This window comes from Exiguobacterium artemiae (assembly GCF_033342815.1).
GTDB classification, from domain to species: Bacteria; Bacillota; Bacilli; order Exiguobacteriales; family Exiguobacteriaceae; genus Exiguobacterium_A; species Exiguobacterium_A artemiae_A.
Genome location: NZ_JAWPEN010000007.1, coordinates 1 through 12,994, shown reverse-complemented (window position 1 = coordinate 12,994; position 12,994 = coordinate 1). Strand labels below are relative to the sequence as shown.

Genomic DNA, 12,994 nt, shown 5'->3' with positions numbered 1-12,994 from the left:
GAAGAATAAACAATGAAACGTGTTCTTTCTAACAAAAAAAGACCACACCGAAGTGTAGTCTTCCGTCTTACATTCAAACGATTTCTTCCGTCACCGGTTCTTTTTCCGGTAACTGCAAATAAATCGATTTAACTTGATGATTGTCGACTTCCATGACTTTGACCGTATGGTTTTTATAACGGAATTCCTGACCGCTCGATACTTCCGTATCCTGTGCCATGACCCAGCCACCAATTGTATCAATGTCTTCTTCTTCAATTCCGAGATTAAACCGTTCGTTCAAGTCGTCAATCAAGACACGACCTGAAATCCGATACAAGCGCTCGTGAATCTGTTCGATGTCCGCTTTTTCATCTTTATCAAACTCATCGCGAATTTCACCGACGATTTCCTCCAGGATATCTTCCATCGTGATGACGCCGGCTGTTCCACCATACTCATCGATGACAAGCGCCATCGGTGTACGTTCGACCTGCATCTTCAGCATCGCATCCTGCAAAGGAGAGTATTCCGAGACAATTGGAAGGTTGTGCACATAGTAACTCAAGGCATTCCCTTTGTTCGCCATATGATCCGTAAACAATTGCTTCGCATTGATAAAACCTAAGATTTTATCTTTGTCACCTTCTTCTGCAACCGGATACCGGGTGAACTGGTACTCTTCGACAAGGGCGATGATATCCTCCATCGACGCATCGTTTGAGATCGTAATCAGATCCGTCCGCGGCAACATGATATCTTTCGCGATCCGTTCATCAAACGAAAAGATGTTTTGCATATACGACAACTCAGTTTGATTGATTTCACCGCTTTTGTAGCTTTGTGTCATGATGATTTTGATTTCTTCTTCCGAGTGGGCATCTTCATGACCAACCGGCTCGACTCCAAACAAGCGCAAGAAGACCCGTGCTGAACCGTTGAGCAGCCAAATGACGGGTTTCATGACTTTCCCGAACCAATAAAGCGGCGGAGCAAGCAACATCGTAATGGCTTCCGTTTTTTGAATCGCCAGTGACTTCGGTGCCAGTTCTCCGAGGACGACGTGTAAAAATGTCACGACGGAAAAGGCTAACGTAAAGGAAACGACCGTCGAGACGGATTCCGGAAGTGCAATCTCCTTGAATACCATCGCGAGAATCGCACCGACCGTCGATTCGCCTAACCAACCCAGTCCAAGGGCCGTCACGGTAATCCCGAGCTGACAGGCGGATAAATAATAATCCAGGTTGTCTAATAATTTTTTCGCCGTCTTCGCGGTTTTACTGCCTTCTGTAATCAATTGATCGATTCGGGACATTCTCATTTTGACAACTGAAAATTCTGCTGCGACAAAAAAAGCGGTCAGCACAATTAATAGTGCAATAATCAAAAGCCGAATGATAATCGTTGTTGTATCGAATGTCTCCACTGCGTGTGTACTGTCCAATCGTTTCCCCAAACTAAGGGGATTCACCTCCATTTAAATTAAGCCGATCAGTTTCTCATCGGTCTTCTCCACCAAAAAGAAGCTTGTTTTTAATGAACAAGCTTCTCTACTTTTTCATATTCATACTATAACGGAACTCTTGGAAAATGTGTACTTGCAGATAATCTTTCTTTTTCCTTACACGACATACAGGATGAATACGACAATCATTAACAGCATGGCGATCCCTTTTAATAAGGCACTCGACAGAATGCCCAACACAGTCCCGATTCCGATTGAAACAGAATCCTTCCATGTTTTCTTGCTGATGATTTTTTCCGTTAAAATCGCAAAGACGAACGGGAAAATCAACAATCCAATTCCCGGCAGGATAAAGGGACCGGCAATCAAGCCGACCGTCGTCGCGATTTTTGCAGCTTGTGAACCACCGCGTCGATCAACGGTATAAGAGCTGACCAAATAATCCAACGTAAATAACAGGATAACGAAGATAGCTTGAATGACCCAGAAACTGACGGTCAACTCGGTAAAACCGAATCCAAATCCATAAATCAAAAATCCAATGATGAGTAACGGTGCACTTGGAATGACAGGATAGACAAGTCCTGCGAATGCAGCCAAAAAACAGACTGCAATCAAACTCCATAATATGATAGTCATGCCAATCTCCTACTTTCTGCTGTTCTTTCTTCTCTTGATTACGTTAAAAAGTTGCGACTGGTTTCATGAAAGTGCTCTTTTTTGAGCCTGTTCCAAATGTTGACGGTCCCAGTCGTTTAACGCCGACCAGTCGACCTCCGAGCAGACAAATGGAATGAACCGGTCAATGCTCGCTCTGTGTTCCGGTAAAGCATTCCGTTTCATGATTTCAAGTGACTCAAGCATCGTCGAAAGGACTGAAATATCCTCTTCGCCGTAATGCCGCAGTTGATAAAACGTCAAGTACAACAGTTCAGAAAATGCGAGCCGCTTGACTGTCACCGACCCTTCGCCGTTGATCAGGAGATCGCCGTCCGGAAGCATGGTGTACCGTCTGAATAAATCACCGATTTGCCGCATCGCATGGCGTGCTGTATTCGGATCATTGATACCGGGTGAAATCGCCCGAAGTGCCACCTCAGACAGCTTTTGAATCACAAACGCAAAATCTTGTTCTGCCGAACGCGTTGGGCCGACAAGAATTCCTTGTTCCACATGTTCTTTTTCGGCACTGCCGATCCGTTGTCCTTGCGTGACATAACTCCCGATTGTCACCTCAATTGCGACGCGCTCACCTGACTTCATCAGCAATTCATAATCGATCGCCTGTAAATAACCGGTTTGCGGAGCGGTAAGTCCGAATGAATACGTCGACCGGTTTTCCAGCACCAATTGATACTGACCTCCGTCGACTGCTTCCACATGCTCGTCAATCAGCGTACAGCCTTCTTCATGTAAACGATCGAGTAACGTCGTGACCCGAATCGATTGACTGACGATATGCACGAATGCGACAAAGGCAATGACCGCAATCAACACAACGATGACGGCGACGGCAGAAGCGACGACACTGTCTTTCAATGACGGTCGCATGAAGAACAACATCGTAATCGAATACGTGACAGTTCCGATAAAAATCCCGAAAATATGTTGAACTTGTCGATTTTCAATAAAATTCGGTAAGGTGCGGGGAGAAAATTGTGAGGAATAGGTTGTCAGGACGACTAAAATCGTCGAGAACGTAAATGTCATCATCGTTAATAATCCGGTAAAGACTGCACTGTGAATGGTCTGAGCCAAACCGAGTGTTGTTTTCCAGTCATTCGGAAACAGTTCTTTTGCATACAAATCCACCATCAGAACAACCGCTGTCAACACTGCTCCGCCTACTCCATAAAGGAGCGGCCACCACCAATTCGTTTCCCGGTACACCAATTTCAGCTTTTGCACATTCCATCCACTCCACTCTAATATATCGATATATTTTTAATTCCTGTTTCTTCATCTAGTAAAACGTCTTCAGGCATCTTTATTAAAATCCGCCGAGTCAATTCACTTTGTGAAAGTGTCGGTTTGTGTTTTACTTCTTCACATAACGTGAATAACTTAAGTGTTATCAAAACGAATTGGAGATGAAAAGCTATGTCAGAGCATACTGAATCAACACTCAACACAGATTTCACTAAAATTTTCATTAACGGTCAGTGGCGCAAAGGCGCAAGTGACAGCAATATGACGAATACGAATCCTTTCACGGGTGAAACACTGTTTGAGATTTCAGCAGCTAACAATGATGATTTGGATGATGCTTACCAATCTGCTAAAGTCGCCCAAAAAGAGTGGGCAAAAGTTCCTGCACTGAAACGCCAAGGATTGATTGAAGAGTTTTTAAAAGTCATGTACGAAGAAAAAGAAACAATCGTCGATTGGCTGATTAAAGAGTCCGGCAGTACACGCATTAAAGCCGAAGGCGAGTTCCTTGCCTCTGTCTTGATTGTCAAAGAAGCTGCTACTTTCCCATTACGGATGCACGGCGAAATTCGTCCGTCTGTCGTACCGGGCAAAGAAAACCGGATTTACCGGAAAGCGCTTGGTGTCATCGGCGTCATCAGCCCATGGAACTTCCCGTTCCACCTTGCTGTCCGTTCAATCGCAACAGCTATCGCTATTGGGAACGCGGTCGTCGTCAAACCGGCAACTGATACACCGGTTTCAGGCGGTTTGATTTTCGCCAGTCTTTTTGAAAAAGCCGGCTTACCAAAAGGTGTTTTAAACGTCATCGTCGGTCGCGGATCAGAAATCGGCGACTCTATCGTCGAGCATCCGGTTCCACGTTTGATTTCATTCACGGGTTCTACTGAAGTCGGTCGCCACATCGGCGAACTAGCAGGAAAACACTTGAAAAAGACAGCGCTTGAACTCGGCGGAAACAATGTATTCGTTGTACTGGACGATGCTGATCTTGATCGTGCCGTCGAATCAGCGGTCTACAGCAAGTTCTATCACCAAGGTCAAATTTGTATGTCGACGAACCGGATTTTGGTTGCTCAATCCATTCACAATGAATTCGTCGAAAAATACGTTGCGCGTGTCAAAGAACTTCAATTTGGTGATCCATCAAACGGGCGCACACAAGTCGGACCGTTGATCAACCAATCGCAAGTCGACCGCATCATGGAAGAAATCGAAAAAACTAAAGCAGCGGGTGCAACAGTCCGTGTCGGCGGTGAAGCAGACGGAAACGTCATCGCTCCTACGGTCGTGACAGGCGTTACAAACGATATGCCGCTTGCTAAAAACGAAATCTTTGGACCAGTTGCTGTCATCATTCCGTTTAAAGATGATGCAGAAGCACTTGAACTCGCCAACTCACTTCCTTACGGATTAAGCGGTGCTGTTCACGGTTCTTCGATTGAACGTGCAACAGAATTTGCGCTTCAAGTCGAAACAGGCATGATTCACATCAATGACCAATCCGTCAACGATGAGCCGCATATGCCGTTTGGCGGCGAAAAAGACTCAGGTCTCGGTCGCTTCAACGGTGAATGGGTCCTTGAAGAATTCTCGACTGTGCAATGGTTATCTGTCATGCACGAACGCCGTCAGTACAAACCATTCTTTGAATAAGATAAGCTTAAATATGAAGTACGGGGTTTCCCGTACTTTTACATATAGATAGAAAGGAAGATGACTATGCCATTACTGCGTTTTGATGTCATTGAAGGACGCTCGGATGAAGAACTGAAACTTTTACTTGATACTGCTCATGAGGCGATGCTTGAAGCTTTTGACGTTCCGGAACGGGACCGTTATCAAATCGTTCATACGCATAAAGCGAATGAAATGATCATCGAGGATACCGGACTCGGATTGACACGCTCCAATCAAGTCGTCGTTATCAGTGTGACGAGTAAAACACGGACAGAGGAGAAAAAGCAGGCACTCTATCGTTTACTGGCTGAACGGTTGGAAGCTGAATGCGGACTCTCCCCTGCTGATTTGATGGTCTCAATCGTCGAGAATGATGCAGCTGACTGGAGTTTCGGTTTAGGGAAAGCACAATTCTTAACAGGTGATTTATAAAATAAAAAAAGAGACTGAACCCGTCGAACGGATTCAGTCTCTTTTTGCATCAGTCTTCATGCTCTGCCGGATTTTCCCGTTGTAACGGTGCTCTCCAGTCAAACGTCTCAGGGACAAAGTCGAGTCCGCCCGGATGGAACGGTTGGCAACGTAACAAACGACGGGTCGTCAAATAACCGCCCTTCACGGCACCGTGCTTCTCGATTGCTTCTTTTCCGTAATGCGAGCAGGTCGGATAAAATCGGCAGGTCGCCGGTTTCATCGGTGAAATCACTTTTTGATAAAAATGAATCCCACCGAGCAGGACTTGTTTCATATAGTGTCACCTTCTTTCCCCTTACTCTAACGCATATGAAAAGGATTTTCTGCTTAAGTGAATTATACTACCTTTGACAACTACTAAAAAGGACGTGTATTTACTATGCGAGCTCTCACATTTCGTACCTTCGGAGATTCCAGTGTACTGCATTACGAAGAATATCCGACTCCTGAAATCAAGCCGGATGAAGTATTAATTGAAATGAAGGCCATCGGATTAAACTTTGCCGACATCTACCGCCGTAAAGGAAATTATCATTTAGAGGGTACTCCGCCTTATTTACTCGGTTACGAGGGTTCTGGAATCATCACACAAATCGGTGCTGCTGTGACTGATCTTCAAGTCGGGCAACGGGTCGCCTTTGCCGACGTCCCGAACGCGAATGCCGAATTCGTTGCCGCACCCGTCGATAAAGTGATTCCTTTACCGGATTTTGTTTTGTACGAAACAGCGGCTTCCGTTCTATTACAAGGTTTGACTGCGCACTACCTGACACGGGACAGTTATCCGATCCGGCCGAAAGATTTGGTGTTGGTTCACGCAGCAGCCGGTGGCGTCGGTCAATTGTTGACACAGATCGTCCGATTACACGGAGCCATTCCGATCGGTTTAACGTCTTCGATGGAAAAGGCGGATATCGCCAAACAAGCCGGTGCCGAACATGTCTTTTTGTATTCGGATAACTGGGTCGAACAGATCTTAACATTGACGGATCAACGTGGCGTCGATGTCGTCTACGAATCGGTCGGATCGACGTTGATGGACAGTTTCGAAGTGACGAAAACCCACGGAACAGTCGTCTTTTACGGCATGGCCGGCGGAGATCCGGTCTCCGTTGATCCACGCTTCCTAATGGATACTTCGAAAACATTGACCGGCGGGGACTTATGGAACGTCCTGACGACTCGTGAAGAACGTATCCGTCGGGCCGGAGAATTGTTCAGTTGGTTGGAGTCCGGTCAACTGCAAATCGCTCATCCGACTACCTTCGCCCTCTCGGACGGACGACGGGCTCATGATTATTTGGAAAGTCGTCAGAGCACCGGAAAAATTTTATTGATTCCTTAAGTCTGAAAGCATCCTTCCTTCATTGGTTGGATGCCTTTTTCGCCTGGAATGATTACAAAAGAGAAACAATTCTTCTTATCAGAAATTCATCGACTTAAGTAGTTGCTTTCCTTCATAAAAGAGCGTAAAGTAAATCTCATCAAAACCAGAAACTTAAATTAGTTTTTAGTTTCAAGAAGGAGATTTGATTTATGTTTCGCTCAGAATGGAAAAAACTAAAAAACCCGATGATGATCATCGTGATTCTTGCACTTATCCTCGTCCCGTTTCTTTACAACTCGATCTTTTTATCTGCTTTCTGGGATCCCTATGGTAAGACAGAAAACATCAAGGTCGCAGTCGTCAATGAAGACAAGGCGACGAAGTTTGAAGGAGAAAAAATTGACATCGGAGATCAGTTTATCAAAAAACTGAAAAAAAATGATGACTTTGACTGGCAGTACTTATCACGAAAAGATGCAGCTAAAAAGCTTCGTGCCGGTGATATTTACATGACAGTCGTCATCCCGAAGAAGTTTTCTCATAATGCGACTACTTTACTCGACGATCACCCGAAAAAAATTGAGTTGGAGTATTACCTGAATCCAGCGAAAAACTATTCCGGTACGCAGATTTCCAGCGCTGCTGCTAAGCAATTGAACGAAAAGATCCGAAAATCCGTAACGAAACAATACAGCAGTGCGATTTTCGGATCCCTAAAAAAAATCGCCAAAGGACTCGAAGATGCATCCGAAGGTTCAGCGAAACTGGAGGACGGCGCGAAGAAAACGACAGATGGCGCCAAAACACTGACGACGAACCTCAGTAAATTAACGAGTGGCACAAATGATTTATCAACGAACCTAACAAAAGCTGCAGACGGTTCGGCCCAACTGTCGAGCGGTCTGAATACATTAAGCGGCGGAACACAAACACTGGCCGAGAAATCCGGTCAATTATCGAGCGGTCTGAATCAACTCGATGACAACAGCGGAAAGTTACTCAAAGGATCATCCGATTTACAAGCCGGCTCCACAAAACTCCGCCAAGGTATTGAAAGTGCTTCCGCGGGATCAACGGAACTCCGTCAAGGGCTGGAAACAGCTTCGGCCGGTGCGTCGAAGCTTGACAACAATCTGCCGGAGTTCACAGCCGGTCTCGATCAACTGAACGCCCGCGCCCAAGAAGCAAATGCTTCGCTAAATGCAGTCAACGAGGCAGCGGATACGTTAAAACAAGAGTTGAGTTCACGTCGTGAAGCGCTTGAGGCGAATGTCGCAAGCATCAAGGACGTCATTGCTTCATCCGAAACGTTAACGGAAGAAGAAAAAGGTGCTCTGCTTCAGTCCATTGCAACGATGGAACAAAACGTTCAAAATCTATCCCAGCAAGAATCTGCTCTTGATGCAAGCCTTGCTCAAGCAAATGACGCAACAGAAAAGATTAATCAACTGGCGGTTGGTGGTCAAAGTATCGCTTCTGCCGTTTCACAACTCGATGGCGGATTGGCAAAATTACTTGACGGTTCAAAACGATTAGAGCAGGGACAAGCTCAATTACTGAACGGTGCCAAGAGTCTTGAACAAGGACAAAGTGAGCTCACGCAAGGGCTGACGACTTATACGGACGGCGTCCATAAAGCAGCTGCCGGAAGCAGCCAGTTAACAGCCGGGGCGCAACAACTGGCAACCGGTGCGAACGATGCCAGTACAGCATCCAGTCAATTGACCTCAGGTCTCGGACAGTTATCGGACGGTGCCGTTGCCATTTCCTCTGGTGCCGGTCAACTGACAGACGGAGCATCACGTCTCGCAGACGGTAACTCGAAACTTGCAGACGGAGCCAACACATTGAAAACGGAACTCGGCAAAGGGGCAAAAGATGCGACTGTGAAACCATCGAATGCCCGGGATAATATGCTCGCTGAGCCGGTCGTCTTAAAAGAACACGATTATTCAACCGTCAACAACTACGGATCCGGTCTTGCAGCTTACATTCTCAGCATCGCTTTATTCGCCGGTGCGCTGATGTTCTCTTCCGTTTATCAGATCCGTCCTGAACACGGCGAGACATTAACATGGCGTTTCCTCGTCGGTAAACTATCGATCATCTTACCGATTGGTGCGCTACAAGGGATTGCGGCTTCTGTCGCTATCGTCTATGTACTTGATGCCGATGTCGCAAGTACGCCTGCGCTGTACGGATTTGCCGCCTTAACAGGTATGACCTTCATTACGTTACTCTTTACGTTAACAATGCTCTTTGGTCGGGTCGGACAATTCAGCGCCTTCTTACTGTTGTTACTGCAAATCGGCGGCAGCGGCGGAACATTCCCGGTCGAAATGACACCAAGCTTCTTCCAATCGATTCACCGCTTCCTGCCGATGACATATTCAGTCACAGGTTTCCGTGAGGCACTTGGAATCGGTGTTACTGACACACTCATCACAAACGGACAAATCCTTGGTTTGATTCTGTTTTCTGCACTTGTCATCAGCTTCGCTGGTGCTTTAGGCGGAAAACGAATCTTACTCTCAACGAAAGCGAGAAAACGCCATGACACTGTCTGATAAAGAACATCTCATTTTAGATGCAGCGATGTCCTGCTTTTCAGAACTCGGATATAAAGGAACGACCATCGAACGGGTTGCCAAACGGGCTCATGTCGGAAAACCAACCGTCTATCAATTGTTTGAAAGTAAACTTGATTTGTTTGAATCCCTCGTCACACGGGTGTTGCAGGAGATGAAAGCAGAAGCAGAAAACGCCTATACGACGACAGCTTCTGTCGAAGAAAATAAACAGGCGATGATTGATGCCATTGTCAATCATCAACAGCAACATCTATTTATCTTACAAATCACACAAGAAACCCAGACATTGAAACTCCAAGAGATGTCGGAACTACGGATTCGAATCGAGCAACATATCGTCGAATATATAAAGAATTTACTGGAGACGCGGTTGGAACTTGAAAAACGGTCTCCGGCAGTTCCGGTCGAAGTAACTGCGTTCTTACTGTTCAAGACATATATTGCCTTGATTTCTGAATGGCCGCTGATTGGAAAACCGCTTGATTTAAAAACAATCAGTCAAGCAATGTTAAAATTGTTATAATGAAAACAGCCTCTCGATGAATGGAGAGGCTGTTTTTGCGTAATCGATTCTTACTCGTATCTGAATGGAGTGTTTTATTTGTCTCAACTGTTACTATCCAATTTCCTCTTTACGTTAGCTTTGCTAGTCTACGTCATTATTTCGCTTTTTGATATGTGGAAATCGTACACCCGTACCAGTTCCAAATCAGACTTTCTGTTTTTTATCCTGACGTTAGTCACGCTGTTCGTCGGATTTCTTGTATCGCCTTTTCTTGCACTCGCTTTTCAATGGAAACGAAGCCGGACGAAACGAATCATCGGGATTTTACTCATTGCCGTCCCTTTAGGTCTTTCTCTTTTAAGTCGCTTTTTATGAAAACATTGTTTCTCACTAAACGATCCGTACTCTTGCAGACGGATCGTTTTTTCATGTTCTTCCCCCGAGAAAAAGTTTACGCAGTAATTCTTTTTCCGGCATCGGTGCCGCATTAAATGCTTCAAGATATGGCCGGTCATCATACTTCACTTCAATGACATTCACGTTCCATCCGTTGCTGTTCAGTTCGACTACCGCAAATGGCGCTACAGCTTCCGGCTGACAGCCGAGTGCCCCTGGATTCAGGTAAGTTACCCCTTTCGCCCGGACCAACTGTCTCGGATGATGATGTCCAAAACAGACCAGGCTTGCCTGCTCATCTTTAAAGAGCTCGGGCAGGGATTGTTCGGTTCCATCCACTGCTTCCGCCAACGGTTCCTCCCCAATCGCTTTTGTTTCATCCAGATACGCATAATGTGTAAACAATACTTCCTGCTCCGAAAATGTTTTTCGGACGGTTCTTGGGAGTTGCTCCAAAAAACGTTGATTATCCGGTGTTAACTGATCAGCAATCCATTGGTGATGGTTTTTCGCATGGCGGTAACTGTCCGGATATTTTTGATCATGGATTAACGCCAGGACATTTTCGTCATGATTGCCGCTGATGGTCGTCATGTGTGGTGTCGATCGCACAATTTCGATGACTTCATTCGTTTGTGGTCCAATCCCAATCAAATCTCCGAGACAGAAGACTTCCGAGATTCCCCCTTCTTCCGTTACTCTTTTTAAAACGGCTTTGAGTGCCGTTGCATTTCCGTGAATATCTGTGATGACTGCAAATTTCATGAAACCGCCTCCAATGTTTATCTGATGCCATTCCTGTCTTTCCCCTGATTTTAAGTCTGAAAATCATTGAAAATAAATTGTCAGAAAATATTGATTATTCATCTTACACATGTTAGGCTTAGAAAAATTCATTGAGAGGGGAATCATTTTTATGAATGTTAAACAAATTGCTGGCCGACTGATTATTCTATGCTCGAGGGACTGAAACCTTTCCGTTGATTTTCGGAATTGATTTTGGGCCCTCCTTTCGATGCATCGAATGAGGCGCCCGCAGGAATGATGGCGCCTATCCGATACCGGATAGGTTTTTTTAATGGCAAAACGAACTAGAGAGAAACAGAGAGAGGATGAGTGAATTGAAGGAATATGCGATGGATCGAATGGTAAAGGTATCTGCCGGTATGGCAAATGCCGTGTTAGTGACATTAGGGGTAGGATTATTAATTGAAACATTCGGCAACCTCTTACATATTGAAATGTTACTGACAATCGGCGGTGTCGCCAAAGTCTTACTCGCTCCCGCACTCGGAGCCGGAATTGCCTATCAGCTTGGTGGAAATACATTGGTTTTGTTCAGTGCGATGATTGCCGCGACAATCGGCGGGGCTGCCCTTCAACCGACGGATGCCGGGCTTGTCCTCGTACCGGGACAACCGATCAGTGCATTACTCGCAGCTGCCGTTGCCGTCTTCGTCGGAAAACGGATGACCGGTAAAACGAAGTTCGACATGATGGTCATTCCGGTCAGCGCTGTTCTTGCCGGCGGATTCACCGGTCTTGGTGCCGCTGCCGTTACAACACCTCTGCTCACACGATTCAGTGCCATGGTTACCGCATCTGTCGAATCTTCACCTATCGCGACATCACTTGTTATTGCCCTTATCTTCAGCGTCTTATTGATGTCTCCCGCTTCATCGGCTGCACTCGCAATCGCCCTTCAACTCGACCCGGTCGCGAGCGCCGCTGCTTTGATCGGCTGTTCAGCACAGTTCGTTGGTTTTACATTAATGGCATATCGTCAAACGGATCCCGGTGGATTGATTGCTTCGTTCTTCGTCACACCAAAGGTTCAGTTTCCGAACATCGTTAAGAATCCGAGACTTGTCGTTGCTCCGTTCCTGGCCGCGATGATTTCGGCACCGATTGCGACACTCGTTCTTTCCCTTGAAGTTCCTTATGAGCTTGCAGGTCTTGGGTTGAATTCCATGATTGCCCCACTTAACATCTTCGTCAATCAAGGATTTAACGCATTTCTGATCTTTTTCGCAACAGGAGTCGTACTTCCCGGCGTCTTGACTCTCGTCTTTTACCGCATGACGACGATGGCCGGTTGGACAAAAATGGGTGATCTCCGGTTAGAGATTCAATAACGATTCATCTTGCTGTTCCTTCATCTAATGAAGGGACAGCTTTTTTTGAGACGACGAATTGTAATATTAAGTGCAACACCTAGCTGAAAACACAAAAAAACCCATAACGGCCTCGTGTAGAATAAAGTTACCACACCACATTCAACGGAGGATTCGTTATGAGCTATGTTCATCTTACCACATCAGAAAGAGTCAAAATAGAGACGTATCTCGAGCTAGGTTTCTCTGTCCGAAAGATTGCTGGACGCCTGGGGCGTCAACCTTCTACGATTTCACGAGAATTAAAACGAAACCCTTACTATGATGCTTCCTGTGCTGATCAGCGCTATGTGGAGCGAAAAAGGAAGTGTGGTGCACGGACGAAGTTTACGCTCGAAAAAGGAGTCCGCATCCTCGAAAAGTTACGGGAGACGTGGTCTCCTGAACAGATTGCCGGACGATTATTCCAAGAAGAAGGACTCTCGTTCAAGACCATTTATCGCTGGATCTATACGGGCCTCGTCGAGGCCA

General features: G+C 45.9%; 13 protein-coding genes. 8 read left to right on the top strand and 5 right to left on the bottom strand.

Annotated features, from left to right (window positions below; genetic code table 11):
• Positions 1 to 73: 73 nt before the first annotated feature.
• The 3 genes from R7V76_RS08380 to R7V76_RS08370 form a co-directional block, all read right to left on the bottom strand.
• Positions 74 to 1,459: a hemolysin family protein gene (locus tag R7V76_RS08380; RefSeq protein WP_318092021.1), complete on the bottom strand. Its 1,386-nt coding sequence runs from the start codon at positions 1,457 to 1,459 to the stop codon at positions 74 to 76.
• A gap of 144 nt (positions 1,460 to 1,603) precedes the next feature.
• Entirely contained in the window at positions 1,604 to 2,086 is a 483-nt protein-coding gene (locus tag R7V76_RS08375; protein WP_214767302.1) for a DUF456 domain-containing protein, read from the bottom strand.
• Positions 2,087 to 2,149: 63 nt separating this feature from the next.
• Complete coding sequence (locus R7V76_RS08370; protein ID WP_318092019.1) at positions 2,150 to 3,355, bottom strand: DUF2254 domain-containing protein; 1,206 nt, start codon at positions 3,353 to 3,355, stop codon at positions 2,150 to 2,152.
• A 192-nt stretch (positions 3,356 to 3,547) separates the two neighbouring features.
• Between R7V76_RS08370 and R7V76_RS08365 the strand changes: the two genes are divergently transcribed.
• On the top strand, positions 3,548 to 5,032 hold the full coding sequence (locus R7V76_RS08365; RefSeq protein WP_318092018.1) for an aldehyde dehydrogenase family protein: 1,485 nt from the start codon (positions 3,548 to 3,550) through the stop codon (positions 5,030 to 5,032).
• Between the two features lie 66 nt (positions 5,033 to 5,098).
• A complete protein-coding gene (locus tag R7V76_RS08360) occupies positions 5,099 to 5,488 on the top strand; it encodes a tautomerase family protein (protein ID WP_318092017.1) in 390 nt (129 codons plus the stop codon).
• A gap of 49 nt (positions 5,489 to 5,537) precedes the next feature.
• Here the strand turns inward: R7V76_RS08360 and yidD are convergent, their stop codons facing one another.
• Entirely contained in the window at positions 5,538 to 5,804 is a 267-nt protein-coding gene (gene yidD / locus R7V76_RS08355; protein WP_318092016.1) for a membrane protein insertion efficiency factor YidD, read from the bottom strand.
• A gap of 105 nt (positions 5,805 to 5,909) precedes the next feature.
• On the opposite strand from yidD, the gene R7V76_RS08350 reads away from it, so the two are divergent.
• From R7V76_RS08350 to R7V76_RS08335, 4 genes are all read left to right on the top strand, one after another.
• Positions 5,910 to 6,875 (top strand): quinone oxidoreductase family protein, encoded by a 966-nt coding sequence (locus R7V76_RS08350; protein ID WP_318092014.1) that lies wholly within the window; start codon positions 5,910 to 5,912, stop codon positions 6,873 to 6,875.
• 191 nt (positions 6,876 to 7,066) lie between these two features.
• Positions 7,067 to 9,424, top strand: coding sequence for a YhgE/Pip domain-containing protein (locus R7V76_RS08345; protein ID WP_318092012.1), 2,358 nt, complete (start codon positions 7,067 to 7,069; stop codon positions 9,422 to 9,424).
• Entirely contained in the window at positions 9,411 to 9,971 is a 561-nt protein-coding gene (locus R7V76_RS08340) for a TetR/AcrR family transcriptional regulator (protein ID WP_214767289.1), read from the top strand. Before R7V76_RS08345 ends, R7V76_RS08340 begins: the two co-directional genes overlap by 14 nt.
• A gap of 78 nt (positions 9,972 to 10,049) precedes the next feature.
• A complete protein-coding gene (locus R7V76_RS08335; RefSeq protein ID WP_318092011.1) occupies positions 10,050 to 10,328 on the top strand; it encodes a hypothetical protein in 279 nt (92 codons plus the stop codon).
• A 51-nt stretch (positions 10,329 to 10,379) separates the two neighbouring features.
• On the opposite strand, the gene R7V76_RS08330 is transcribed toward R7V76_RS08335, so the two are convergent.
• Positions 10,380 to 11,114, bottom strand: a complete 735-nt coding sequence (locus R7V76_RS08330; protein ID WP_318092010.1) for a metallophosphoesterase family protein — start codon at positions 11,112 to 11,114, stop codon at positions 10,380 to 10,382.
• A gap of 347 nt (positions 11,115 to 11,461) precedes the next feature.
• On the opposite strand from R7V76_RS08330, the gene R7V76_RS08325 reads away from it, so the two are divergent.
• A complete protein-coding gene (locus R7V76_RS08325) occupies positions 11,462 to 12,484 on the top strand; it encodes a PTS transporter subunit IIC (protein WP_041261459.1) in 1,023 nt (340 codons plus the stop codon).
• Positions 12,485 to 12,642: 158 nt separating this feature from the next.
• A partial coding sequence (locus tag R7V76_RS08320; protein ID WP_318092009.1) for a helix-turn-helix domain-containing protein occupies positions 12,643 to 12,994 on the top strand: 352 nt, incomplete at its 3' end.

Coding starts and splice junctions, on each gene's coding strand:
- R7V76_RS08380 (WP_318092021.1), bottom strand. CDS start 1,459: ATGGAGGTGAATCCCCTTAGTTTGGGGAAACGATTGGACAGTACACAC.
- R7V76_RS08375 (WP_214767302.1), bottom strand. CDS start 2,086: ATGACTATCATATTATGGAGTTTGATTGCAGTCTGTTTTTTGGCTGCA.
- R7V76_RS08365 (WP_318092018.1), top strand. CDS start 3,548: ATGTCAGAGCATACTGAATCAACACTCAACACAGATTTCACTAAAATT.
- R7V76_RS08360 (WP_318092017.1), top strand. CDS start 5,099: ATGCCATTACTGCGTTTTGATGTCATTGAAGGACGCTCGGATGAAGAA.
- yidD (WP_318092016.1), bottom strand. CDS start 5,804: ATGAAACAAGTCCTGCTCGGTGGGATTCATTTTTATCAAAAAGTGATT.
- R7V76_RS08350 (WP_318092014.1), top strand. CDS start 5,910: ATGCGAGCTCTCACATTTCGTACCTTCGGAGATTCCAGTGTACTGCAT.
- R7V76_RS08345 (WP_318092012.1), top strand. CDS start 7,067: ATGTTTCGCTCAGAATGGAAAAAACTAAAAAACCCGATGATGATCATC.
- R7V76_RS08340 (WP_214767289.1), top strand. CDS start 9,411: ATGACACTGTCTGATAAAGAACATCTCATTTTAGATGCAGCGATGTCC.
- R7V76_RS08330 (WP_318092010.1), bottom strand. CDS start 11,114: ATGAAATTTGCAGTCATCACAGATATTCACGGAAATGCAACGGCACTC.
- R7V76_RS08325 (WP_041261459.1), top strand. CDS start 11,462: ATGAGTGAATTGAAGGAATATGCGATGGATCGAATGGTAAAGGTATCT.